The following is a 25694-nucleotide window of genomic DNA, read 5'->3' on the forward strand; positions in this document are numbered from 1 at the left end:
ATCCCAGCAGCACTTTTTAAGGTAAACGCATATAAAATATCAAATCACAAAAATCAAAGATCAGAAAGATCTTGTCCTCTTGTGATTAATCAAAAAAAACTTCAGTTCACAATGATAATGTGAGTTAACCTAGTTGCACCGTAAAATCATCAGATAATGACAGGACACCTTCCGTAAGGGCACCCGGATGCGTACTGAAACCTTTTAATTTAGATGTTTTTGCCTTAAGAATAAGATCCAGAAGTTGTTTTTCGGATAACTTTTTTCCAAAGAGCTCAAACGGTATTTTAAAACCACAATTTTTAAAATCTGAACATCCAACTGCGGTTTTCCCCTTAATCAGATTGTGTTCTTTGCATTTCGGGCATTTTGTTTCCTCAAAAGACTGAAGTTCCTTTTTAGGAGCAGGTTCGCGTTTTTTCTTTTCAACCACTTTCTCTTCTTCCTGTAAAGTGATCACTTTTCCTTTCCCGTCCACTACTTTTCTTGTAAGCTCAGAGACCATCTGGATCAGTTCTTCTTTAAACTGATTGGCTTCATATTCACCACTTTCTATTTTCCTAAGCTTTAACTCCCACTCTCCTGTAAGTTCAGGGCTTTTCAGCAATTCATCTTCAATAGTATCAATTAGTTGAATTCCGGTGTGCGTCGCAATAAGATTTTTTCTTTTCTTCTCAATATATTTTCGTTTGAAAAGAGTTTCTATGATATTGGCCCGGGTAGAAGGTCTTCCGATCCCGTTGTTTTTCAGCATTTCACGCAGCTCTTCATCATCAACCTGCTTTCCGGCAGTTTCCATTGCCCTTAACAACGTTGCTTCGGTATATGGTTTTGGAGGGGATGTCTTTCCCTGATGGATTATTGGATCATGCGGCCCCGTTTCTCCTACTGTAAATTCAGGAATGGTTTGCTCTTCTTCTTTTTCTTTATCCTTATCTGAAGACTCTTCTTTCGGTTCTTTGGCATATACAGCTCTCCATCCCGGCTCTAAAACCTGTCTTCCGCTTGTTTTAAAAGGAATAGTTCCCACTTTTCCTTCTACCAATGTATTGGAAATTTTACATTCGGGATAAAAAACAGAAATGAAACGCTTGGCGATCAGATCATAAATAAGCTTTTCCTCCCTGCTCAGGTTCTGGGATGGTGGAACTTCGGTGGGAATAATTGCATGGTGATCCGTTACCTTCGAATCATCAAAAACAGCTTTGGATTTCGGTATAGGAGCTTCCAATAGTGGAGCAATTAAATCCTGATAAAAGTACATTTTCCGAAGGATTCCTTCTATTTTAGGATATAAATTTTCAGATAGATACGTCGTATCCACACGCGGATAAGTCACGTGTTTTTTTTCATAAAGGCTTTGAATATAATTAAGCGTATTTTCGGCTGAATATCCGTATTTTTTATTCGCTTCCACCTGAAGTCCCGTAAGGTCAAAAAGCCTCAGGTTCTTTTCTTTTCCTTCTTTGATCTCAAATGAAACGATTTCAAAGGGATTTACTTTAAGATATTCCAATCCTTTTTCAGCTCGGTCCAGTGTCTTTAAACGATCAATCGCAGCATTGAAAATAACATCGCGGTATTTCGTTTTAAGTTCCCAATACTCTTCTGTGGTAAAAGCGTCAATTTCTTTCTGACGCTGAACCAACATTGCAAGGGTTGGAGTTTGTACCCGGCCGATAGAAAGAACGGCTTTATTCCCTCCGAATTTTTTCGTAAATAAGCGTGTTGCATTAATACCAAGCAACCAGTCTCCGATAGCTCTGGCATTTCCAGCCAGGTACAGATTTTTGTAATCTTCCGCAGGTTTCAGGTTAGCAAATCCTTCTTTAATCGCATCTTCGGTTAGGGACGAAATCCATAATCGTTGAATCGGCTTATTGCACTTTGCCTTCTGCAATACCCAACGCTGGATCAATTCTCCTTCCTGTCCGGCATCCCCGCAGTTAATGACCTCATCACATTCTTCCACCAGTTTTTCAATTACTTTAAACTGATTTTCAACTCCTTTATTCGGAATCAGTTTTATTCCAAAGTTATTGGGAATGATCGGTAATAAAAACAGATTCCAGGATTTGTACTGCGGACCATAATCATGCGGTTCTTTCAGCGTACATAAATGTCCGAATGTCCAGGTTACACAATAGCCGTTTCCTTCCATATAGCCCTGTTTAGGTGTAGTAGCACCTAAAACTTTGGCGATATCTCTGGCAACACTGGGTTTCTCGGCAATACAAAGTTTCATGAATGTTCGGGATTATTGAAAGGGTTGCAAAAATCGGGATTTTTTTTGACTTTAAAAAACTTATAGCTAATCAATACCGGGAAAAGATTAAACATTGGTAACTGATCATTATAAAGTACAAAAAAAGCTCCCACAGGAAGCTTAATCAATTATTATATTTATTCTTTCAACCAGACATCATTATATTCTTCCGGATGTCTTTTGAACTGCGCAAAAACATAAGGACATAGAGGAACTATTTTCAAATTATTTTCCCTGGCATAAGAAACAAGTTTCTCCAATAGTATTTTAGCAAAACCTTTTCCTTCATGTTCAGGATCTACCTCTGTATGATAAACGGTTAATTTTTGTCCTATAACTGAGATATCCATTTTTCCTATCTTCTGATCATCAGAAAATAACTGAACTTCTCCCCTGTTGTGTGTATTAATAATTACTTCTGTTCTTTCCATTTCTATATTTTTTATCTGTTTTACTATTTAATAAAGTAAAGATAGAATGATTGTTTGTACTACGTCATATCCTATGATAACTTCTCTGTATTTTATATTTATTGTATTCCAAATGGGTTTACAAAATCAAAAATCCCTTTTAAACCGAAGTTTAAAAGGGATTGGGTTTATCTTCTAATAGAATTTAGAATTAAGGTTATAGTTGTGGAGTATTTGTTACAATCAGTTCCAGATCTCCTTCCTTAATAAGAGTTCCGTTTCCTACACGCATTGAATCCACTTTAAAACTGGAGTAATACACGTTCGGTAACTTAAACCAAAGATAAATATGGGAATCCGCTCCTACATATTGCCCCGCAGTAATCGCGGTACTTGTATCAAGACATAGATAACAGTTTATAAGTTTCGAAACTAAGCTTCTATAGCCTCTGAAAATCTTGTAATAGAATTAATGTTAACAGATAAGTTAGCGTCTGTACTACTTGCAACTACTTCTAGTATATATCCATTCGCTGAAGAGATTGAGGCTGCATCAGCAATAGTATCATAATATAAAGAAAACTCGCCTGAACTTTGTTGTGGAGCAACCGTAATTACTCCCATTAGAGAAAATCCACTCACAGGATTTTTCAGTCTGATTCCAAGGGTTAATGTATCTGATAAAGCATTTGTTCTATCAGAAAAACTACCCATAATTCTCCATCTATGATTCTGTCCGGGAATTGGATTTTCTATTAATCTACCGGAATAAGTTGTTGATCCTCCATTTCTTCCCGAATCAAAGATTCCTTTATAATTATTTGGTGTACTATTGGGATATTTTGTGACGGGTGAAGATACAATTGTTGGAGTAGCAATATTAATATTAAGTTGCTTATATGTATTGGCTGTAAAATTAGAAACAGACAATCCTGCATAACTTACTTTTATCTGCCCAGATTCATTTTTTCTGGCGAATGCAACATTCCAGTTGTTAATATTTTGCTGTGAAAAATCATTTGAATCCCAGTCTTTTGTCCATGGTGACCATGTTCCATTATAATAATACCTTCTGTAGGAATCATTGTATATTGAATACGTGATATACTCCTGAACGATATGAGTGCTTGTTGCAAATACTTTTAAAAGTCCAGCGAGCAATACGGGGTGATTATTTTCAGGAGTAGCATTAGCAGTACCTCCTTGTATCCGAAATCCAGTTGTCGTAATAGTATTAAGGTCAACATTACCAACTAATCCTCTGTATATCAACCCCTGTGTGAAAGCATTGTTCCATTGAGAGGAATCTCCGTGATTTAAGGTAGTAATAGTACCTGTATTATTAATCTTAACAACTTCTGTTAAAGACACCGAACTCCCGTTGGTTCCAGAGTTTGTTGCATAATTAAATGAAAAATTCTTATGATTGTTTACTGTAAATCCCCATGATGCTAAACTTCCTCTGGGCTGAATAAAGTTTGTTCCATTGAACTGCAAATTATGTCCCATCCATAAACCATATCCTGGTGTTGCACTTGCTACATTAGTATGAAACAATGCAGATCCAGTAGTCGTCTGGGTACCAAAGTTTAGATTGTAAGCATCAACATATTGTGTGCCAGCTGAACTAAGAATAACCTGACCTGCACTGGTACTATCGCCCTGTGGTCTTAAATATATGTTTCCTGCGGCTGTCTCTCCAGAAAGAATCAAACTATATGTATTGGTTCTCACTTTATTTGTACCTTGCCTTTGAAGAATTAATTCTCCGGTGGTGCTGTTTATGTTTCCACTTAAATCAACATTTCCTCTCGTATATTGATTTCCTACAGTGTCTAGGGCATATCCCGTAGTTGGAACAACAGAAGAACTGGCTCCGACAACGACACGTTGGTCAGAGGTCCATCTGATTGCATTTTTACTGTTATAGGCTGATCCTCCAATATATCCCCAACTCAAATTTACAGCTCCGCTACTTGTAACGGTTCCGTAGTATCCAAATGTATCTATATCTCCGTTAGAACCTATTAGCTTTGTAAAATATCTTGAAAAATTAGAGCTAGTTGTTACACCGGACATATCTCTGGATATTCCGTTTGTATTTGTTTGCCCAAGATTTATGCCGCCCGTCATTGTTCCTCCTGAAAGAGGTAAATAAGGTGCATTATTTGAATCTAGGTGCACATAGCTATCTATAAGGTCTCCAAACTGACTTTCAGTTGGTCTTTTTCCTGACTTAAAATAATTTTTTAATTCTGTGATGGATTTCTTTGCCATGATTTATTTAATTTATTAAATTTTTTAATCTCTCAATTTCTTCATTTTGAGAAATCATATAAAGAGTCAGTTCTTCAATTTTCTGAAGTAATTTCATCTGGAAATCTCCGACTTTAATTCCACTTTCTATAATATTATCTCCAGATGGAATTTCCGGAAGGTGTTTATTTTTTTTTATAAATGATTTCAGCTCATTTAACGTAGGCATTTGATAATCCGGTCTGATGGAAGAAGTATTATCAAAATACTTTTGAAATACATAGTCGGCAGGAACATTGGTATCTACAATTACATCTTCTGCATGTATTTTTCCTTTTACAGTTAGCTTTTGATCCGGATTTTGGGTTCCAATTCCCACATTACCCGCATCTCTGTTTAGCACTAAGGTATTTCCTAAGGGATTAATATGCAATTGAGATCCGGCATGACTCTGAATCCAAGTGTTCTGTGTATTATATCCCATTCTTAAGTTAGGTAATGCGGTATCTCCAATGATAACTGCACCTGGATCTTGCGGTTCACTAAAGGAACTGATAACCTGTAATCTGGATTGAGGATTCGCGGTTCCTATTCCAAAATTATTGCTATAATAAACATAGTGTTTGTTCTGACCTGCAACAGGCTTGGCATATATTCCTGAAACTTTTGCATTATCTACAACTGCTGTTCCTTGGGATTGCTGCACGATCCTGATACTGTAAGGATTCCCTGTCGCTCTGGTATGATAGATACTTAATTTATATTGATTTAAGGTAGCATCCCAGATAATATCTCCTATATAAATATTGTCAACAATGGGTCCTGAAGCTTCCATAACCCTGGAAACCGATGGATACCAAATATTGTTATCAGGATTTCCCCCGAAAATAATCTGTTTTCGGATTATTCCAATCGTATTTTCATTACTGTACGAGCCTACAATCTGAACTTCAAATTCACCATTGACATAACCATTTCCCAGTAAGATATCAACGGCAAGGTCATTCTGCTGATGAGGAAAAAAAATGAAGAAATCCTTGTATTTGTAATTTTCAGAAGATAATCTCGGATCGTCCAAATGTAAATAACTATCAATGAAATCACTAAATTGACTTTCAGTTGGCCTCTTGCCCGTTTTAAAATAATCCTTTAACTCTTGTATATCTCTTTTTGCCATAATTAGTTTCGTTGTAAAACACCAATTTCTTTTTTTAGAGAAATGATGTATAATGTTAATTTTTCTATTTTCTGAAGTAATTTGAAATCTCCAAGCTGGCTTTCTGTCGACCGCTTTCCAGCTTTAAAATATTCGTTTAAAGCTGCTATTGTTTTTTTTATCATAATTTTTATTTTTTCATGATCAGTTCCTCCTCCCATAAAGTAGGGAGGAACTGATTCATTTTTATTAATTACAATTAAGGGTTAATTTGGACTAACGATAAAAGTTTGCTCTATGATCATTCCATCTGTTCCATCTGAAGAAATCCCTCCAATATCTGTCCAACTTCCAGCATCATAAACAGTTAAAACCTTATCTTCCTTACTTAACATACCTGCCGTATTTTCAGTGATCATTTTAAAATGATGATAAATTGGATTTCCATCCGGATCAGCAATTGAAAGAGGATCTAGGCCAAGTTTTTCTAATCTTAGGAATAAAGTATGATCATTAACATCAAAAACTTCTTTAGGCATCCACATTGGTATGTTGGTGACAGGATCATTTTCAAAAAGATAGAGCTGAACTTTAGAAACATTATCCGCAAGAATATTCATTCTGGCAATTTCTTTCCAATTCCCTTGATTATTCAATTTATAAAGATGGTATTTCCCTTTATAACATTGCTCTTTCCAGTTAAGTATTGCAGACGTAACCTCATTCCCGGTTATCGCATCGGACTCGAATTTTAACTCGGGAGATGAAGGCAGTATATTTTCAGTTATTATTGTTATCATAAGCTTAGATGCTTCCGAAGGTGCATATTCCGTCACAATCACATCAGCAGAGCCATCGTAATTTGCATTAGCATACTCTACTTCAGCTTCTACAGTAACTTTATAATATAACGGATCACCAAAAGGTACCTCCGGCAGATCGGAAAAATCATCTTCCATTGTCCAGATTTCGCTATTTAATACTCCCTCAGCTTCAAGATCAAGTTCCTTTACAAGAGTCATCGTACGTATGGAGGTTGCATCGGCCATATTAAGAGCGCGATAAAGTTTTGCTTTCTTAACATTATGGATTTTGTCATACGGATTAATATTCACCTGCATTTTCGCTGAGCTGCTTAAAATAGTGTTTTCCAATACCGGAATAACACTTTTAATTTCCGGAGTTCTTAATGGGAATGAGTTTACCATCTTTATCGGTCCGATTGCCGGACTCGGCTCACTCTGAACCATTTGTGCATTGGTTTCTCTTACCGAATAAAAATAAACACTCGTCGAAGCTCCATCCAGGGTATAATCTACAAAAAGGGTCTTATGACTAGGAGTTGTTGATAACACTTTCATCATCGGAGCCATATCAAACTCTGGAGATGTAGGGTTAAGGAGCGTACCATTTCTGTCTCTAATGACTTGTGCTTTAGGAATCGGCTGATAGCTTCCACCTTTGATATGTTGGTAAATAACAGGTATTTCCGTTAATGGAACGTAAGTATTCTGAATGGTCTGCTTTACGAAATCATAGAATTTCAGCTGACCATACCTTCCATTAGGATCGGCTGGAATAATAATATGATTCATTGAATTGACCTGTGAAGAAGAAACATCTGGTAAGTTTTCCTGATAATGCTGATTATGTTGGCTGATAAACTCATTGATTCCATCAAAAAGCCTCGGATTATTAGGTATTGGCAAACCGTATCCATTATACGTTTTAAACTGACCAGTTCCTAAATCTATTGTCGAATTGGCTAAATCCGATAATCTTGAATTAAAAAATTCATCTCCGTTCTTCATCCTGATATCTTCTACAGAGTTAAGCTCAGGTACTACCCCATAATCTTCAGTATTTTTATATAAAGATGTTAACAGAATATCATCATTACTTCTTAAAAATGTTACACTGAACGGCCTATGGGCATATTCTGTAGTAAATGCATAGCTTGATCTTCCAAAATAATCCGGCCTTGTTGCATATTGGGCACCTAGTGGCAACTGAGGAACCATTGGGGCTTCTATTTTTCTTCCAAATAACAATGACGGTGTAGATATCCTTGACTGATAGGCATATTGCAGATCAGAGCTTCGCAATCCGAAAATGGAATATTTTTCAAGCGTATCCGCATCTTGTGGAAGAAGATGACCTTCAGTAAGGCGGCACGGAGCATTATAATAAAGGTAAGCTCTATAGCCCGGATAAAAATTAACATCTACAGTTCTGCTCACTGAAGCCTGCAACGGATCTGTTGCAAAAGTTTCATCCTGTGCATATACTTTTAATTCTCCCGTTCCAATATTATCAATCCTAAGAACCTTTAGCGTCTTTCTTTCCCCTCCCGGATCATTATCTCTGGCAATACGAACACTTCCTCTATACCATTGTATACTATCAGCACCTGGAACATTGGAATACTGCAAGTGATTATTTAATGTGAATCCAGGAAATGTAATCTCATACACCCCAGAAAAAACAGGTGTAAATTGATCCGTATATTGCTTAACAGATGCATTTCTGTTGATGCCTCTGAATTTCCTGAAATATGTATTTTCAGTTATATCCGGAGCTTGCCCTGAAGTAATGTTTATCTCTTCTGTATAAATAGGCCAGTTATTCCCTATTTTCACTTTTACCTGATGTGGATTAACAGATCCCCATGTACTTGTGTTCTGCATGTTTTCTACAATCATAAAAGCTTCATCTACAGATGGGGTCACAAAATTCAAAGGATCAAAAGGAGCTGTTGTACTTTGACCAAAAGCATTTCCTACCTGCTTTTTCAGAATATGAAACACAGGATAAGTAGGATTGGATCCTGAAACAATATCATGAATAAAATATTCATCATTTCCTACTTTAAATACTCCTCCTATGTAATTCTGAAATTGCCCGGGAGGAATGGTCGGGGAAAGGGACTGATTAGCACTCGTTAGGGGAAGGTCTTTTGATTGAATAACCGAAACCAAAGGATTTCCGGACAGATCAGAGATCGCATCAATCATCCCGAACACCTGTTTCGGCATTTCTGGCCTGAAGAAAACTTCTATTTCATCTGCAAATAATTCCTCGTTATCAGGAAGCGGATTAAAATCAACCAGCTGCTCACCATTGATTGCTTTTTGATAAGAGACCATATCCTGAGCAGCATCATATTCAAAAGTCAGTCGTACAAGGGTTTTATCGTTTCCTGTGATCTGGGCAAGCAATTCCTGCTCATTCTGAGAGGTCAGCAACAAAGGTTGTTCTTTCTGAATAAGGAATGCATTAACACTTGAAGGAGGCAAAAGTGTATTAGCAGGCTTAATATCTGATTCTATTTCCCAGGTTATGGATGAAACTTGTGATCTGGAGAACCAATTGACTCCATAGGACCCATATACATGTTTTCCTGATTTTGTTTCTTTGTGCAAATAGGCAGGCACACCAAAGTCAGGAATACCGATAGCAACCGTTTCATTTTTAGAATCGTTTCCATTATTGTCTACATTAACGAATCCAGGGTCATGAGGAAGTTCAGGAACTCTCCATTGACTTTCGCCAATATCCCTGTATTCAATACCCACATATACCGGATACGTAAATTTAGACATATCAAATTCTGCATTCGAAAAATAAAACGGACTGTCTTCCGGCTCATCAGGATTGAGTTCTTCAGCTAATAAGCTAATATACCTTCCTGTACCATCATGAGTATAGCCTTCAGCATCAATAATACCTGAAGCTGAACCTCCTACTGTAGGATCTGCAGAAAAAATCCCAGGAACAGGTTCCTTTAGATCAACTGGTAAGCTAGGTCGTTCATCCTCAATGGAAGTTGGTAATGTGATATAGGCATGATGTACTTCTTTTATTCCTTGTCCGTCCTTAAGATCTGCAATAGTAGTATATTGAGCAGCATATATGAATTTCTCCCCTTTATACACCTGATCATTAAGATCGAGACAGCCCAATCCCAACATCCTTGCCACATGATAATCCAATGACGCCATCTGTAGAATGGCTAAATGTGAAACCTCCAAAGGGGTGTTTGGGTCGCTTGAATCATCATTCAGATAATAGGACTCCAGTGCCTGAGGGTTTGCAGGATCATCACTTAATTGTAAATATTGTTTTACAGAATCTTTGATTGTATTCCTAGGATCGGGTAAATTACTCCACTTCTCATGATAGTTTCTTATGTTCACATACTCGCCGTCATTATACCTGGACCATGTTGCATGGACAGGACGGTTGCCAGGATCCGGCTCCAGCCTTCGGTCTATTACCTCACTATCATCCAACGAAAGGCTGTACTTTCCTATTTCCTCCCATTTTGTTCTCAGGGAAACCTGATCATAAAATTCAAAATCAATTCGTTCTATTATACAATTGGCAGGTACAAAACGGATACTACGTCCATTTTCAGCAAATATTTTTTCTGAAAAATCAACAATGTTTTTTCTGAATGTTACATTCTTAGGAAGATTCAGTTTATTGGTTTCTACAGAAAGAACTTCTGTTTTTGAAGAACCATTGGAAGATGGATATAACTGTGATGCAAAAAACAACATTTCTTTACATTCAACCTCTATAACATTACTACCGTAGTGCTCGAAAAAAGCAGCAGGATCTGAAAAAGGATCAATATTAGCGCGTACTTGTTGATACTTGCTGGTGTTTCTGAAATATACATAAAACTTTCTTCCTTCTTTATTTCCATATAACCATAAGGCCTCATTGTCAATTACCGTAGTGGGTTGTTCTTTCAGAAAAAGAGATGTTACTACCGGATAATATGGTGCCCTGAAAATGGAGATAAAATCGTCTGGTTTATTAAAACCTTCAGGAGCATTTTGAAAATGATCTCCTTTTGGAAGGTGTTCAGCAGCTGGGCCTTTTAAGGCCCATCTGAGGTGAATTCCTGCTGTACTGTCATTTCCTAAAGAACCTGCAGACTGAATATAAAGACAATCTGATTGTAAAAATGAATCATTGATAGGAGATGCAGCAATCATGCTTGTATTATTTTTAGTTGATGACATTATTAATTTATTTTGATATTGTATACTATTCTTGAATCCGATATTTCATAGATGGTTCCGTTCCACACCCTGTAAACAAATTGGAAGTTCAATTCTTCTGCAGTAATTGATTTACCTGCATTCATAACTATTGCCTGGGCATAATCTTTGGAATAGATCACCTTATAATTTTGATCTACAGCTGGTTTTCCTCCTCCTGCTGCAATTTTCATTACATCTATCATCCCATATTTATTATTTATACTCCTATTGATATATTCTAAAGGAATTTTAGGATGATTAAACGGTTCAGGATTTCTGATCAGTAGAGCAACTACATTGCCTGTAACAGGATCCACAATTTTATTAAATTCCGTAGTAGGAGCATCTTCTAATGGGGAAATTCCAAATAATCCCTGAAGTATCCTGTCAAAAGGATGCTGGTATTGAAGAGCAATAGCCTCACTCAAAGGATTAGAAACTCCCTGAATAACATTCCATGCTGCTTCAAGTTTGTCTGCTGTAATCGATTTTTCAATTTTATAAACTGCCTGTTTGGTTGCCTCATCTCCATTTTCATCAAAATATGGTATAAAGCAGCTTTGTACCTGCTCATTAAAATCTTTGTAACGGGAAGTCTGGAATACAAACTTGTGAACTTCTTTAGCATATCTAAGCTTAAGATCTTCCGTAATTTGAGAAATATTTACCTGTTGATCTTTCCCCCAATAGAAATTGAGTACCTGTGCAGTATATAATTTCTGAGGCTTAAGTCTCTTAGGAGTTACTATACGATAGAAAGACTTTGGCTTTACCAATGTTACAATTCCTGTACAATTCTCTCCACTATTCAGCATATTAAAATACTGATTCAATACCGGTGGTATGGCCGGATTATCATCTTGTGACCATTCTTCGATAGTTTGTGGTATATCTACCTGTGAAAGCTGAATATTTTGTTCTGTTGTATCTAATCTAGGCGGATTAACAATAGACACCCCTTCTACAGGATCTTTAATGATAATCTTCATGGTTCCTCCAAGCTTTCCTAATCCCTGATAATCTTCCCAACCGTCAAGTAACTTAGATACATAGCTGGAAGTAAAATACATAGAAATTTTAGTCGTTACATCGTCGTAAAACAATGGTTTGGCATTCACAATATTTCCATCCGCGTTAGGATACGATCGCTGATAATCAATATAAGCCCTCAATGACGTATGCGGATATAAATCAGGATGTGGTGTAAGATCGTTTTGAACAACATTGCCGTTAGTGTCTCGAATGATCCCTACGGTATCTTCAAGAATATGACTAGAGTTGGCTACCGGAATATCTCCATAGGTAGAATCTTTATCCAAATGGAAAAATCCAAGTGGACCTCCTGTACGGAATGCATAAGCATAATCAAAAGTCTGCTGTCCTTGCCCGTTATCTACTGTATCTTTTAGTTTAAATCTTACAAAATAAGATGTATCGGGCCTCCAGATAGGCTGAATCGATTTGGTAATCGCATCAACTGCCGCTTGGGTATCCTGTGTGATAGCTCCTTGTGAAGGGATACTGATATTATAAGCATAATCTTCTACAGATAACCATTTTATTTCATGAAATAAGGTAAAACAGCTTTTATTTGCGGAACAGTTTCCGAGATCCGCAAGAGTTGAAATAATTTCTTTACAAGCATTATCGAAAATTACTTTAAAGTGATTATAAGTACCCCAGCCTTCTTTGATAATAGTTTCAAGAGTAGCTATCTGCCTATGTAAAATTTCATATAAATAGTTATACTCAGGATTTTCCTCTATAAACTTGTATAAAGTCTCTAATAGTGGAGAACGGCTTACTGGAGGTTTTGGACTGAACTCTCCAAATTCCTGATAGGAAAGGGAATCACTTAAATTACAAAGCTTTCCATCTTCACAAGGATTCATATTTTTCAACAGGTTATTAATCTGTTTGAATTTCGTTCTCAAATTATTAAAACGTCCAACAATCTCTTCTAAATTATCAGGATTCTGATCAAGATACTCCTTTAAATTCTTTAAATAGTCGTAATACTGCTTTACATAAAGTTCAAATAAACTTGACGGAATACCTGCTGATGCCAGAATGTTGAAAACCTCTTCAAAAATTCCCGCTTCTATATTTTCCCTGATAAGCTGTACATAATTGTATTGTTCTACTCCCGGCGATACCCCTTTGGTATTGAAAGGCAGGAAGAAATTGTTATTGTAATACCTTACCAGATCAGGAAATATTTTACAGACAATTTCATATTTTTCTTGTCTGCTTTCACCACCACATCCCTGAGATTGTAATTCCTGAAGCTGTTTCACCAACTCATTATATAAATCCGGGTTACTCGGTTTCACATCATCAATAATCCCTCCATGAGCTAAGGCATCCTGATATCCCTGATCCATAAGCTGTGCCATCTGTTCTAATATCAGATTAATTGCAACACTATCTGCTACATCAGGAGTAATTACAATTTTAGTAATCCCGTTTTGTAAACCACCTGGTGCTGTTACAGGATTGATAAGTTCATCTCTGTAATAATATTTTTCTGTAATATCATATTGTACAAAGGACTGGCTATCATCGATTATCGGACTATAGAATGCAACAGTTACCCCGGAACTGTACGTACTTAATTTAAGTTCAATATCAGTAGAAGGTGCCGGCAACATGATTGTCAACTTAGAATGGTTTTTAAACTCTAGTGATTGTATGAAACCATAACTATTGATAGCATCAGATACTTTTGCAGAATCTCCCTGCATCGTAATACTTCCATCAGGATTTACCGTGTACTGTACATCTCCTGAAATCTGATATGACGCTCCTTTACTTTGAAAGAAATTATTTGTAGATGCATAATACAGGGTATTCAATGGTTTATCTAAAAAATCTGAAACAGAGTTTTCTACATGCTGTCCCTCGCAGAATAACGTAGATGCATTTACTCCGTATTGCTCAGGTATAAACCATCCAGGATTTCCTTGCTCCGTATAAGTGAAAGGAGTGGTTGCCAACAATCTGATTGCATTATATTGATTATCTTTTTTCTGCCACTGTCCGGCTTTAAGATTATCCAAAAGAGAGTTAGCAGGTTCTATTGCCTTGAAAGGATTATAGTTGATCCATCCGGATCCGTTATGGGCTTTTATTTCAATATTTTCCAGAGTATACTGATGTTTTACCTGTCTTAATTCCAGACCCTTCATTACCTTATCGGGTGGAACAAGATCTACATAATAGTCTGCAGGGTTTGTAAATCCACCAATCACTGCATTTGTAGCCGCAGCCGGCAATAAGCCTTTTGTGGTTTTGATATCAATGTAGGTATCCAGCGGAACTACATTATGAATCGTATTAGGATTAAGATTATCTGCACTGGCGGCATTCACTTGCAACAAATCAAAAGTTTCATTTGTTAGCATACTGATTCCTTTTACAAGTCCTTCCACCTGTTCTGGTACTTCCGTAAATGGATTGACAGGCGTTCTGTCTACATCCTTATTAAATTCCCATTTTAATTCGATCTTCGCTTTGAATTTAAGTTTAAAGAATAAAATTTTCACTTTAAATTCTACTGTAAATGCACCATAAATCATAAATGGCCGTGGAGACTCTACGGCGAGCAAGATAGTTACTGCTGCGTAAATACGAATGATCTTCACATTGATATCAATGGCCAGTCCTGCTTCAAAATAAGCTCCCATCTGAGGCTTTTGGAAACTGATCTTTCCTCCCAGTTCAAGGTAAGCCAATACGAAAATACTTACAGGTCCGAACTTTCTGTCAAACCTGAACTCTCCTCTTGCTCCGGCCTGGATTCCTTTTCCTGAAATCATCAAAAATGCTTTCAATGTAAACAGATCCTTTAATAATTTCGCAGAAATCGGTGCCTGTTGTGTTCCAAAATTAATATACCATGCAGAAGGATTATTAAAGAAGAAACCAGCCTGAATCTCCGCGTAGATTTTAATGATATCCCCTGAACTTTCCGGGAACTTATAATCAGCCCCAAAACCGAATTCCAAAGAATTATCCCCAAAAATAAAGAAGGCAAAGAACGGTGGATCATCTGTGAAGGTTACCCTTTTTGATAAAAGCTTCATTCTTGCATCTACCATCACCATGGAAGGTAAGGATAATAAAAGCATAGCATTTGCTGAAATAATACTTCCGTTCGCTACGGTATCTCCCAGTAGTGCGCCAACTCCAAGAGAAAACGGAAAACTGTAATGTTCCGTCTGATCAGGTCTACTGAATTTATTAACGTTTACACCTCTTTGTGGTGCTGTATAATATTGATACCAAGTGTTTTGAGAAGTCATTCCTATCGCCTCTTTTTCAGCTACATAACGGTATCCTAATAAGCCTCTGAATCCGAAAATAGAAACGGGACCTAATGGAATCGGATTAGGAAGTTCAATATTAGCATCAATAAGGAATCCAGGATATTTAGGAGCTAACCGCATATCTACCCCTCCGGCAATACGTGGATTTTTTACTTTTAAGCTCACTCCCCCTTTATATTCCTGGAACTCTCCCGGTTCAGGAATAGATAACCAGCCTTTAATGGCTACATTCGGATCACTGGAATTTGCAGGAATAACCATATCCACGTAGATCGTCTGAATATGAAGATAAGCATCATGCGATTTTCCGGGACCATCATCTATGGTATAATAATATTTAATCCCATCTCCACGGGCATCAACACCGGCTATACCTATACTTACGCCGCCATCGAAGCCAAAATAGTTATATTTACGGATCATTCCCCCTTTCTCTCTTTCATGCGACCCAAAGTGAATCGCTGTAACAGATACATCAACAGGACCAATCGGGATCTTAATAGGTTTAGGTAATGTCAGATTTCCACCATTTACACGGAAATCAATATGACCATCACTATAGATTCTTAGGGTAGATATACTTAGAGTTTGACCTTTTAATAAATCACCAAGGAAACCTAAAAACTCCACATCCGCAGAAGCGCCAATGAAAAGTTTCCCATCTTCTTTCCCAAGTTCTACAGACTTTAAGTGAAGTTTGAAAACATTGGGTAAAGTTAAAGTAGGATCAAATGGTGGTACTGCCGCAGCAGTTAAAAGAAAGTCTCCGTTTGCATCAATATGCCCCAGAACATCTATTTTAGCCCCATTCCCATTAGAATCCGTGAATCTTGGAATATCCAGTTGGGCCCTGATATTGGAAGAAATCACATCATTTTGTTTGAAAGTAATATCAAAAGAATTAAAACCAATTCTCCAGCTTCCCATATCTGCATACAGATAATCATCACTTGTAGTAGGAGTACCGTTTACAGCTTCCAGGCCAATTGTCCCGGAAATACCTCCTGTTCCAACCAGCATGTTATATCCTGCAATACGTAATGTTGTATTATTAACATTATTAAACCACTTAGAAGGAAGTGTGATGGCTGCATACTGTGCATAAACTCCCATGAAATTCTGAGGTCTTCCATCTAAATCTGCTTCCAGAATATTTTTATTTTTACTCAGATCCAGCTTTGCTTTAACGATATCTATTCCCAATCCTGTGTTTCCGATCTGTGAGGGATGATTTAAGCTAACAGCCATTTCTTCCTGAAAATTAATTCCTCCCTGAGTACTGAAATCCAGGTTTCCTACATCAAATACCAAAATACTTTGTTCCGGTTCTGGGATAGCATTTCCGGAATTATCCACAGGAAGTAAAATATTTCTCGGGAAAGCAAGACCAACTGATAAACCTAAAGAGGCTTCAATTTTTGGAACAATAATTTTTTTGATGTAATCCTGAATACTTTCTCCTGTTACGCTCTGAGCCAGGGTATTTAAGTTATCAGTATAGGTGGAGTTGTTACCGGATAAGATATAAGCCTGATTGATTACCTCCTGAATATCATCTGTAATGAAAGTATTAGCCTCTACTGCCAAGCGTATATCCTCAGCCATGTTTAAAGAATCATCTTCAACAGGATAAGGAATTGAATTACTTCCTGAAAGTCCATAATGCAGGTTGATTTTATCAACAAGATTTTTATAAGCCTGAAGATCCTGATTTCCTTCAAAAACTCCTACTGCAGTCTGCACTAAATCAGAATCACTCAGATTCAGGGTTTGATTAAGGATACTTTGTAATTCGGCCGGTAGATAGGAAAAAGTTTCGAGATTAAAGTTACTGATCAAAGCCAATACAGGCCAGTTATAATTTAAAGTAAGCGGAATCAGGGTTTCACCTGCGCTTCCGGGATTGATCACAATAGAAAAACCTGATCCGAAAAGATCTAATTTCAATTGCTCTCCGGTAACCAGGACAATGTTATAATAGCCCTGGGAACCGTCATTGCTTTGAACATATTGCAGTTCTTTGTAATAAATTTTGTCTAATACATTTTGTAGTCCGTTTTCCAGAAATTGTAGTTCTTCCGGAAAATTGTCAATCGTAACCAATGTACCTATATTGGGGTAAAAGGATTTTGTTGCCATGGTGTTTTGGTATTTGTAAGTTTAAGCGACATGCTTATTTTGTTAGTTTGTTACTTGGTTTGATAAATTCTATACGATCTATTGCATTGTTTTAGTTTGACTGAATATTAAAAAATTAAAAGATTTTTGCCCCTGAAATAAGGCACTGGGAATAATGTACTACTGAAATGAATCAATAATAAATTGTATTCCGGATTTGAAAAAATGAATAAAAGAACTAGAATGAAGAAATGATCGGAATTATTTATGATGAAAGATCTCTATTACTCTGAAGTTTCAATAATTGTCTTATTTCATGACATTATAATACTCTCCACAGAAATCCCATGAATGTAATTCTATCCTATAGTTAGAGAAAAAAGAGTAGACAGAGCTATTCTGTATTTAAGATAAAGTACTTAAATTTTTGATACTATCACTAATCGTCAATAATCAAGTCAGAAATGATATTAATTGATCTTACGGAAGATATCACGTAATTTTTTCGCGGATATCATTTTCGCATTTGAAAAAGGAAGCGTTACAACCTTCTTTCCGATTTCCTGATGAGTATAATTAGCTTGTTCTTCAACCTTTAGAAAGTAGGTACCCGGTACAAAATAAAAATGATCCAGGTAAATGACTTCTCCTTCCGATAAATTACGATTAAAAGAAAAATAAACCGTCATTACTTTGTCATTATGAACTATCTTTAAAATACTTACATCATTGCTATTATTATAATTAGGGTATAAAGGAACGTAAATATATTCTGTTTCTCCCGAATTATGGTTTTTATAATTGTTTATCGTTTGCTTTGTTTTTGCTTGCTCTTCATCATTCGAAAGTTTATATGAATAAGAATAAAATGAATAGTTTTGCTTAACCGATGGCAAATCCGAATTCATATCTGAGATTTTTATCGCATATCTTTGAGGTACAAATTGTGCATGGAGAAAGCTGGTTATAAAAAGTCCTAATGCTATAATGTAATTTTTCATAGTTTATAAATTTGTAATGACCTGTTTTAAAACATCTTTTATTATAGGTACATTTGATCTCTTTCACTTCCGCTAACATCACCTTTATTAAAGCCAACATGAATATGCCCCGTTTTAAGACTTGGATTATATTTTGTCCTTAAAAAGGCAACTCTATAATAAATTTCATTTGATAAATAATCTCCTCCCGTACCTTCCAGTGCTTTAAGTTGATCTGCGGTACCAGCCCTAAATAGAGAGGTATTATTCTACCTGATAATTATTTATTTTATTTTCTGGGGTTGTAAAATTTATTCGTTCAATTTTATTCACTCCGTTTAATAGATATTTTAATTTATTTAAACTATTTTTATTTGCACAGATATCTTCGACTGATATAAATTGATTGGATTTCTTAAAGCTGCGCATCGATTTGTTATTTATTTTTAAAACAAAATTTGAAAACGGTGCTCCTCTTTTCACTCTAGGAATCCATGAATCTGTAATCCATTGGTAGTATCCTATGAAATAGTCATTTCTGTTAGATATATTTACATCCAAATTTACCAGATCGGAGGAATCATTAGTATTTGTTTTTTTTGAATTTGAAACTTTAGCGAAAGATGTTGCATTGATTCTTATTTTACTGTCGATTTCCTTTTTATCTTCAAAAAAATTCACAAGGTAGGTTCCTTCTTCAATATCAGCTGTTTCTATTAAAAACCTGTTGATATAGAAATCTCTTAATAACCAGTAGTCTTTATGCAGATGTATATAAATGGCTGTCTTCTCACCATTGTTCTTATTTACAAGTGTTACCAGATAAGTCTTAAGAAAATCATCATCCCTGTCTATTAAGAATAATTTCAAAAATTTTTTGTCCTTTAAAATTTTCCCACTAGGAGATGAACTATTAAAATAAACAGGTTCCTCATTACTTACTTTGTATTTTTGGATCGAAAGTAGATGTTCAGCCGAATAAGAAATAATTTCTATGTCCTTTAATTCGTACTTATTATTCTGTTCGAGTAAAAATTCATAAGGCTCTTTGGGAAGCTGGCTTGGCTGTGAGTATAATTTTACTGCTATCAGCAACATGCAAATTAAAATAGTATTTTTCATGCTTTATATAATATCATTAAACTTTTTAATCATTTCTTCAATATCGGCTAACATTAAATTTCTCTGATTTGCAGTAAGCCATCTTGGATCATCTTTCAGAAAACCAATATGAATATGTCCCGTTTTTATACTACTGTTATGTTTTTTTCTTAAATAAGCAACCCTATAAAAAATCTCGTTGGACATATAAGTTCCGCCTGATCCATCCCTTCCTTCTATTCTTATATCATTATAAAGTAAATCTAAGTTATTTTGTTTATAATTTGTCCATGTTGGATGAGGAATATAACTCGAACTAGATTGTTTAAAGTATTTTGTTTCAACATTATCGCAGCCAAGAAGCCCCTGATAGTAGAATGGCTTGTCAAGATCTAACTTCTGGGTTTCTTTTACAACAAAAAGTTTTTGCCCATTTGAAGTAGTAATAGTACCAGTGGTAGGCTGTGTAAATGGAGGGAATAATCCTGCAGGCATGCCCATTGTCAGCTGATCGGTAATATTCACTTCTGTACCTGAAGCATTTTTTCCAAAAACTTCCCACTCCAGAAAACCGTAATAAAAATTATATTTTGTTCCATTCACCGTTTGTGAACCAGCAAGCTTCGCTCCGCCATGATTTACCACAGCATCGTAATTCGTTACCTTAATCTTGCCTGTAGTCCCTACTTCCAGCTTATCAAAAGGTAATGTAGATTCGATAAATGTCCAATCCCGTTCATCTGTGCTTCCCGGTGCAGGAGGAACTTTTGGTAAATTAACAATGTAAGACGCATTATCTAAATTTGATCTTGTCGTTTCCTGGAAAGAATTGGTTGAAAAATATTTCGATGAATTATTATTATCTCCACCATTGCTTCTCCAATTACAGGCAAATCTTTCAAGATGATAATCATGAGGCATATTCTTATCATAATGAATACCGTAGCTTATTGTTATAATCATATGAGGTTTATTAGGATCGTTATCCGGTAAATCGATATAACTTTCAAAAAAATCCTCAACAATGTTACTATCAAAGTCTTCCCAACGAACAGGAAAAATACCGGATCTGATTATTCCTTTAACTGTAGTACCGGACTTCAGTTCTTTCCCGTCTAGTGCTAAAGCAATATTCCCACTCGTATTAGAAAGATCTCCATCCTTATCTATACCATAGTTTCCTATCCCTAGATTAAATGGGTCGAATCCTGAGATTAATACTCTTTTCAGATTCTGAGGATATGCGGAAAAATTCGCTTTTGAATCTCCTTGTAACCCTCTACTGGTCTTTTCAAAATGCCCAACAAAAGTTTTTATCTGTGATGATAAATTAGTAATAATCTTTGGATGATTTTTGATAATAACCTGCATTTTCAGTCTTACCAGGTATAAAATCCCATCCTTATTGGTGTAGGGTTTATTGACTTCGCTAATTTTTTGCTTGGCAAGGACGTAGAGTTCCGTTCCTTTTTGTTTTAGCAATGTAGAAATATCGTCTGCATTTTCAGCTACCAAATTAAGTTCAGTCCGCAATTCTGAAATTAATCCTGTCAATTCTGTATTTTTCGCCAACAATCCTTTATTAATAGTAAATACCTGTGAGCTTTTATGTAACATATTCATTTCTTCATAGGTATAGTTTTTTAGCTTTGAAATATCATTTTGATTTAAAAACAGATCTAGGGCTTCATTTGCCTTTTGTTCTGAAATAGTTTCACTTTTTGCATATTCCGGAGAAGTAAAAATCATACCATCTCTTGAATAAATCTCTTTAAATGTTGTTGTTTCAGCGTAATTACCAGCATTATTAAGACCCGCTACTACAACATTATATTTATAATAAGCTTCATAATCCTGATCTCTCAGCCGGTTTCCCTGAGGTTTTAATTTTAAAGTCTGAATATGGTAGGGAGATAATTGTGTAGCTGCCGCAGTTTTCAGATCTTCAAATTCTGATTTTTTAAGACCCAAAATGAGAATATTTTCCCGCACATTTGTCGCTGAATTATAAGCTAGTGTAGCAATAAAATTTCCAGCAGTTGGTTGCAGGCTATATTTTTCAATCTGAAAGTCTGAAGAAAATTTCTGAATGGCTTTAATAAAAGACTCATTTTTGCTGGTTGCTCCCTTGAAGTTAAATGCATTATTATTTTTGCCTCCTGTATTTTTAAAATAATATTGCGGAACTGCATAAAACAATACATTATCGTTATCCGGAGGATTAGGCCCGGTAGCAAGATCGGTTTCTACAGCCATTCCTGTAAGCATAACACTTCCAAAACCTTGTTTATCAAAATTATTTAAAACAATCTCTGTATTTCCACTGATTAAAGAAGAGCTTACAATAGTTTGAATTGTTTCAACCGATTTTTTAACCATCAACTTTACTTTTTTCCCAGCTCCAAAAGCTGAAACATTGGAAAGGTTGATATTTTTTGCAATAACTTTTTTATTCTGATAATCAAAGATTACGGCTGCTTCGATAGCAAATGCTAATTTATCTCCTGTCTGTAAAGATGATGGAAAGCTTTCAAGGACTGTAATTTTTGTACTTGTCAACGTCGGGTTCTCCACTTTAATTACACTGTATTCTCCCACATTCTGCGTATTTGCAGTATTTACAATGTTTACTTTATTGGTAATCTGAGCATCTATTTTTTTATTGATGGTAATAGTTTTCAAAGAAATGTCGAGAGCGCTGATGGTTTCTTCCATTGTTCCGGAAATAAATCCCTGGTTCAAACCATCAAAATACTTATAGTGATCGCTTCCTATCCATTGTACACCATCCTGGCTATTCCAGGGAATACTTATATTGATAGGACCAAACAAATAATCGGTGGAATTTTGTTGAGGAAAAGCATCCACTCCGTCGTTTATCCTTATCTGTTTAATGTAGTCTAGTTTTATGATCGTTGCCATCTGCTCAGCGGTAGAACCAGGCACATTAGGGATCTTAAAAGACACAGTATTGGTAAATTCGGAAGCAGAAGCAGCCAGTAAGTTGGTTTCGTCCGCAAAATAAACCCTATTAGTAGTCGTATTACCTAAAGGTGGGTTTACTACCACATTAGGAGTAAGAGGAATATTCCAACCCGCAAGCAACGGTTTTTCATTATCATTAACTCTTAAAGCCAGAAAAACATCATTTTCAGCTGTTGTTCCGGGAGTGACAGCTACCATATGGACCGCCCAACCATCCGTATAATATTCCTTATTGGTCATGGAAGCAGCAGACTGTCCAATCTTAATATTCTTAAAAGCATCGGTTCCAGTTCCTTTATAATTATTGTAGTAATTATAAGAATATCCGTTTTCATTTCTTATATCGAGATATACTTTATTTTTAGTAGAGAATTTCTGTACAATATTTTGAAAAACTAAAGCTGGCGTATTGGCTACTAACTTTGCATTAGTATTTGATCTATATTCTATTCCGCCATCAATATTGTGATGGAATCCGTAAAAAGCGGCAGGATCAACAAAATGCCTCGCCAGATCCTTGATCCATTTTTTTTGTACCGGATCAGAAATAGAGGTTACGTCTAATTCGTGATTTCCTCTTTTTGCAAGTTCTACTGTTACAAAAAATTCAGGATTCTCAAGAACAATTTCTATACTCACGTTATCTGTAAATTTACCGAGGTCTGTTCCGCAATCAATAGTAAAAAGCTGAGAAGAAGGGGCCAGATTTTTAAAGAAGAATTCATCAATATTCTTTGTCGATGCTGGAGCGAGCTCATTTCCAAATAATGCTTCTACCGGGATTGCGGTGCCTGCAGCTCTTTGAGCCTGGATGGCCTGCATTTTTGTTAGCAATTCACTACCAGATGTTTTTACTTTATTAGCAGTATCAGAAATATTTGTACTGTCTAAAAATTCTGAAGTTTTTAAACCCCTGTAAATAATATATTTAACAGGCAGCTTGGTATCTTTTTGATCGTGGGGACGCAATATAAGGTTAACCTTATTGATATCGGTTTGTTGTTGTAATAAAATCGTTCCCTTCAATACGGCATACACATTCTGATCTCCGGTAGCTGTAAAGGGACTGCTGACTTTAAACTTATCCGGACCAGAGGCACCATACGACTGTCCAGGTGTCTGGACAGGAGCTGGGGATGTAAAATAGGCTAATGATGGCATATTATAAGTTTTTAATTAGATATTATTTTATAGGTTAAGTTTGAAACAACTTCTCAAAAGTTGAATCACAAGAATTCATTGAACGCTAAATACCGTTAAATCCTTATTGTAAGGCGCCATTTACAATGAAGTGATCTATAAGCCGGTCAATTATTCAGTTCTAAGATGAGGGCAAAAAAATATGGAAAGTCATTAGAGTATTCATGATTAATAATAATTTTAGTGATTAGTGGATGTATTGCTTTGTTGAAGGTGAATAAAAGATCTGCAGATCAATTTCAATCAGCAATTGATTATTGATTTTATAATGTTTAAACTTTTACAAATCTATCAGGCTGTAACGACAAAAACTGACGTGTTTTTTATTATTTTTTATTCTTAAAAGTTTTCATTAAAAATCAATAATAGCTTTTAATTTTTATTATTCTTTGATTCTAAAGCAAAGCTATTCACCGAGGACGCCAAAACTCGACGTATTAAAATTTTGTTTAACTATTCGTAAGTGATTTGAGGTAGTTTTTATAATAATTTCAGGTATACCCAATTTAAAACACGCATATAAATAATTAAAAACCAAACATATACACATTAAAGCAAATTAATTTTATAAAAAGTCTACTTTTTCAGTAGACTTTTAAAAATTTATGTTCTATATTTGCAAACGTATTCAGGAAATAAAAAAATGAAACCGGAATTTAAACATACCTATTCGCTAAATAAACAAGCCATCACTTCTGTGATGATGCAGTGCAGTATGCCTATGTTCCGACATTGCCGTGGTTGACCTTACTTTTATTATGACATATTTTATAAGGCCTTACCACATTGTAAGGCCTTTTTTATTTACATGAACAACATTAAAAAAACATACAATGAGTACAACTAGCTCTAAAAATAATTGGTTGATCCCAATAGCATTTACCAATATTTATGTAATCTGGGGGATTACATTTTTGGCTATTTCTTTCGGATTACAGGGGTTTCCTCCCTTTATCCTTTCAGGTTTCAGATTTTTGGTTGCCGGAATACTTATACTGGGCTATTTGTCGGCCAAAGGAGAAAAAGCCAATTCTTTGGGTAACTGGAAAAAAAACGGTATTACCGGAATTCTCATCCTTACCGGTGGAACAGGGCTTGTGGCCTGGGGTGAACAATATGTGACGGCTTCTGAAGCAGCCATCACGATAGCAACGGGACCGTTTTGGTTTATTGCTATCGATAAAAAAAACTGGAAATATTATTTTTCAGATAAGTTTATACCTATTGGACTTATTATAGGCTTCATCGGACTGATTTTATTTTTAAAAGGAAGTGTTAGCGCTAATGTTCATCATGCTGCCGTCAGTGATTCTGTTCGGGTTACGGCATTTGTTGTACTTGCATTAAGTTCGGTTGCATGGGTTCTAGGATCGTTATATTCAAAAAAGAATCCTGCCAGTCAGTCTACTTTTATGAATATTGCCCAGCAGCTTATTATCGCAGGAGTAGCTTCCTTTGTTATTGCATTTTTCAGAAATGAATGGAATAATTTTTCCTTAACAACAATTCCGTTATCGGCTTGGTTGGGAGTTTTATTTCTGATTTTCTTCGGATCAATCATCGCTTATCTTTCGTATATCTGGTTATTATCCGTAAAACCTGCGGCTCTGGTAAGTACGCATACTTATATTAACCCAATTGTAACGGTATTGGCCGGATGGATTATCGCTAATCAGACCATCAACGGAAACCAGCTGTTTGGACTGACCATTATATTAGCCGGCGTCCTGCTTACCAATATCACCAAGTATTTCAAGCTTTCAAAACGATCAAAAGTAAAGATCAGGAGGGTGTTGCGATTTGCAAAAAGGAACAACAGGCCGTATCAGCCCATATAAAA

General features: G+C 35.9%; 11 protein-coding genes. 1 reads left to right on the plus strand and 10 read right to left on the minus strand.

Features of this window, described 5'->3' with window-relative positions; genetic code table 11:
* Positions 1-124: 124 nt before the first annotated feature.
* The 10 genes from ACNFU2_RS07660 to ACNFU2_RS07705 form a co-directional block, all read right to left on the minus strand.
* Positions 125-2245, minus strand: a complete 2121-nt coding sequence (locus ACNFU2_RS07660) for a type IA DNA topoisomerase (protein ID WP_273648526.1) — start codon at positions 2243-2245, stop codon at positions 125-127.
* A gap of 158 nt (positions 2246-2403) precedes the next feature.
* On the minus strand, positions 2404-2697 hold the full coding sequence (locus ACNFU2_RS07665; protein WP_172279285.1) for a GNAT family N-acetyltransferase: 294 nt from the start codon (positions 2695-2697) through the stop codon (positions 2404-2406).
* Positions 2698-3108: 411 nt separating this feature from the next.
* Positions 3109-4953 carry a pyocin knob domain-containing protein gene (locus ACNFU2_RS07670; protein ID WP_306614708.1) on the minus strand — a complete coding sequence of 615 codons (1845 nt, stop codon included), beginning with the start codon at positions 4951-4953 and terminating at the stop codon, positions 3109-3111.
* Between the two features lie 7 nt (positions 4954-4960).
* Positions 4961-6109: a hypothetical protein gene (locus tag ACNFU2_RS07675; RefSeq protein ID WP_273648528.1), complete on the minus strand. Its 1149-nt coding sequence runs from the start codon at positions 6107-6109 to the stop codon at positions 4961-4963.
* A 2-nt stretch (positions 6110-6111) separates the two neighbouring features.
* Entirely contained in the window at positions 6112-6273 is a 162-nt protein-coding gene (locus tag ACNFU2_RS07680) for a hypothetical protein (protein ID WP_273648529.1), read from the minus strand.
* Positions 6274-6354: 81 nt separating this feature from the next.
* Positions 6355-11121, minus strand: a complete 4767-nt coding sequence (locus ACNFU2_RS07685) for a hypothetical protein (protein ID WP_306614711.1) — start codon at positions 11119-11121, stop codon at positions 6355-6357.
* A 2-nt stretch (positions 11122-11123) separates the two neighbouring features.
* Positions 11124-17609 carry a hypothetical protein gene (locus ACNFU2_RS07690; protein WP_273648531.1) on the minus strand — a complete coding sequence of 2162 codons (6486 nt, stop codon included), beginning with the start codon at positions 17607-17609 and terminating at the stop codon, positions 11124-11126.
* Positions 17610-18058: 449 nt separating this feature from the next.
* Positions 18059-18589 (minus strand): hypothetical protein, encoded by a 531-nt coding sequence (locus ACNFU2_RS07695; protein ID WP_273648532.1) that lies wholly within the window; start codon positions 18587-18589, stop codon positions 18059-18061.
* 243 nt (positions 18590-18832) lie between these two features.
* Positions 18833-19690 (minus strand): hypothetical protein, encoded by an 858-nt coding sequence (locus ACNFU2_RS07700; protein WP_273648533.1) that lies wholly within the window; start codon positions 19688-19690, stop codon positions 18833-18835.
* A 3-nt stretch (positions 19691-19693) separates the two neighbouring features.
* The gene (locus ACNFU2_RS07705; RefSeq protein ID WP_418124522.1) at positions 19694-23815 is read right to left on the minus strand and encodes a hypothetical protein; all 4122 of its coding nucleotides are present in this window, start codon (positions 23813-23815) and stop codon (positions 19694-19696) included.
* A gap of 872 nt (positions 23816-24687) precedes the next feature.
* On the opposite strand from ACNFU2_RS07705, the gene ACNFU2_RS07710 reads away from it, so the two are divergent.
* Positions 24688-25692, plus strand: a complete 1005-nt coding sequence (locus tag ACNFU2_RS07710; RefSeq protein WP_273648535.1) for an EamA family transporter — start codon at positions 24688-24690, stop codon at positions 25690-25692.
* Positions 25693-25694: the final 2 nt, after the last annotated feature.

The organism is Chryseobacterium sp. PTM-20240506 (assembly GCF_048296755.1).
In the GTDB taxonomy this organism is placed as follows: Bacteria; Bacteroidota; Bacteroidia; order Flavobacteriales; family Weeksellaceae; genus Chryseobacterium; species Chryseobacterium proteolyticum.